This window comes from Phyllobacterium sp. NPDC097923 (genome assembly GCF_044760925.1).
In the GTDB taxonomy this organism is placed as follows: Bacteria; Pseudomonadota; Alphaproteobacteria; order Rhizobiales; family Rhizobiaceae; genus Phyllobacterium; species Phyllobacterium calauticae.
In genome coordinates this window covers 1-2,704 of sequence record NZ_JBIWBL010000016.1, presented here as the reverse complement: position 1 = coordinate 2,704, position 2,704 = coordinate 1, and the positions used below count along the sequence as shown (strand labels likewise).

At 59.0% G+C, this 2,704-nt stretch carries 3 protein-coding genes; 1 reads left to right on the top strand and 2 read right to left on the bottom strand.

Annotated elements, in window-relative coordinates; all coding sequences use genetic code 11:
• Both ACIQWS_RS25370 and ACIQWS_RS25365 read right to left on the bottom strand, forming a co-directional pair.
• Window positions 1–894: IS110 family transposase (locus ACIQWS_RS25370; protein WP_353799074.1), on the bottom strand; the 894-nt coding region annotated here is incomplete at its 3' end.
• Between the two features lie 151 nt (window positions 895–1,045).
• A complete protein-coding gene (locus tag ACIQWS_RS25365) occupies window positions 1,046–2,311 on the bottom strand; it encodes an IS256 family transposase (protein WP_003943361.1) in 1,266 nt (421 codons plus the stop codon).
• 130 nt (window positions 2,312–2,441) lie between these two features.
• Here ACIQWS_RS25365 and ACIQWS_RS25360 point away from each other — a divergent pair.
• The coding region (locus ACIQWS_RS25360) for a hypothetical protein (protein ID WP_403185150.1) at window positions 2,442–2,704 on the top strand (263 nt) is incomplete at its 3' end.

Below are 2,704 nucleotides of genomic sequence, written 5' to 3'. Positions count from 1 at the left end.
TCCAGGGTTGCGGTAGATCTTGCGGTGATGCCATGCTGCCTCGACCAACAACCGACGTGCATGACCGTTGCCGGTCTTGGTGATCGAACCCTGTGATCGTGATGTCCCCGAAGAGTATTCACTCGGCACCAGGCCGACATAGGAACCGATGGTGCTCCCCGTAAATCGCTGCCAGTCGCCGATCTCGACCGCCAACCCGAACCCGGTCAAAGTAGAGATTCCGCGTAAACATCCCAAACGGTGCACCATCGGCGTGTAGGGACTGTTCTCCGCCATCTCCTCGATCGCCGTATCCAGTCGGTCACGGCGGCTTCGGGTGAGCAGCATCGCTTCATAGTTCGAGTCGAACGTGGCCTGCAACGCCGACTGCTCGAACCTCTGACTTCGTAGCCACACATCATGCGCACCAGTCCACGCCGCACCACCAGAATAGACAATGCCCTGCCGCAGAAGAAGTTTCGACAAGCGATGTCGGCATCGCATCAGATCCCCGCGAGCATCCTCACGGGCACGGACCAGATCTCGGGCTGCCTCTTGTTCTACCGAAGGGACCGTGACCTCGACGATCTCGTCCAGTCGGAGCAACCGCGCCAGATGCAGCGCGTCGCGAGCATCGGTCTTGACGCGGTCACCAGCAGGTCTCTGCAATTTCGACGGCGCAACCACCACGCACTCCACACCCGCTTGATTCAGAGCTCGGTACAGGCCGAATCCGGTCGGTCCGGCCTCGTAGACGGCTTTCACCGGACCCGGCAACGAACGCAACCAGGCGAGGATCTCACCGGAGTCCGGACATAATCGTTGTTTCCATACTTCACCGGTTTGACCGTCGATCGCACATGCCACTACAGACAGTGCGTGCACGTCCAATCCGACACTCGTACGCTGATACATCACCGGGGCCTCCTGCAAATGTAGGCACTACCGATCCAGGCTTCGCCTACTCGGCAACCCACGGCAACTTGCAAGCGAGTCCCCGGCCCGAAACGGGCCGACCCTCATACCGGGAGTGTCCGATTAACGGTGGATCCGACCTTGATGTCGGTTAGTTACCGTTCAGGGTGATGCGTCCTTCGAAGGTGATCGCAAACGCATTGAGCGCGGGCTTCCACCTCATTGCCCATCGTGCCTTACCTTTCCCTGTCGGGTCCAGAGCACGCGTGGCCAAGTACAAGCATTTGAGCGCCGCCTGCTCAGTCGGGAAGTGCCCACGCGCCCGTACTGCGCGCCTGTAGCGAGCGTTGACAGACTCGATCGCGTTCGTCGAGCAGATGACGCGCCTGATCTCGACGTCGTAGTCCAGGAACGGAACGAACTCACTCCACGCGTTGTCCCACATCTTGATAATCGCTGGATACTGCTGCCCCCATTTCTGCGTGAACTCAGCGAATCGTTCCCTGGCCGCAAACTCCGACGGAGCGGTGTAGACAGGTTTGAGATCACGCGCCATCGCATCCCAATATTTACGAGAGGCAAAGCGAAAAGTGTTGCGTATCAGATGAATAATGCACGTCTGCACCACAGCGAGTTCCCAGACGGTGTTGATCGCTTCAGGCAATCCTTTGAGTCCGTCGCACACAACGATGCAGACGTCCGCCACACCACGGTTCTTGATCTCGGTCAGGACCGAGAGCCAGAACTTTGCGCCCTCTCCGCCCTCGCCGGCCCAGATCCCGAGGATGTCGCGTTCGCCATTGACGGTGACGCCGATCGCGACATACATCGGCCGGTTGGTGACCTGCCCATCGCGAACCTTCACGTGCACCGCATCGATGAACATCACCGGATACACCCGATCAAGTGGCCGGTTCTGCCACTCCGTCATTTCCCCGACGACCTTGTCGGTGATCCGCGAGATCGTGTCCTTCGACACCGACGCTCCGTAAATATCTTGAAAGTGCGCGGATATCTCGCCGGTCGTCAAACCCTTTGCCGTCAATGACAATACGATCTCATCGATACCCGTCAAGCGTCGCTGACGCTTCTTAACAATCTGCGGGTCGAACGAAGAATCGACGTCGCGTGGCACTTCGATCTCCACCGGCCCGATCTCAGTGAGCACCGTCTTCGAACGGGTACCGTTCCTCGAGTTGCCGCTGCCGCGGCCGGCGGCATCGTGCTTCTCGTAGCCCAGGTGCTCGGTCATCTCCGCGTCTAACGCGGTCTCTAGGACGTTTTTGGTGAGTTGATTGAGGAGTCCGTTCGGGCCCATCAACTCCACGCCCTGCTCCTTGGCCTGAGCCAGGAGCTGCTCGGCCAACTGCTTCTGATCCACCTCAGTCTCTGCCATGGGATCAAGTGTTTCGGTCATCGTCGATCCTTCCCGCCAAGCTCAGCTCGGCGTGTTGAATCAAGGACCGGATCCACCGTTATTCAGACAGTCCCCCTCCAGGTGAACTGGAACTCGGGCGGCGTCTTCACTGCATCGACACCGTAACGGTATGGCTATTTCACAGCGCACAGAATCCGCGAACCGTCTCGTCTATGTGGATGAGGCGGGGGTGGCGCACGAAATCTTGTTGGCGCTATTGGGCGGCCAGTCGGTGTGGGATGGCCGTGTCAGTCAGTCGATTCCAGCTACGACAGGTGTGATGTCGTTTGTTGGTCTACCGGCTGAGGTGTCTTCGGGGTCGACTGTGACCGCAACAGATGTCGGATACATAACCTTGACCGGGCTTGTCGCAGAAACGTCGGCAGGGTCGTC

Excerpts from the sequence above, each read along its gene's own strand:
- ACIQWS_RS25365 (WP_003943361.1), bottom strand. The coding sequence starts at position 2,311 with ATGACCGAAACACTTGATCCCATGGCAGAGACTGAGGTGGATCAGAAG.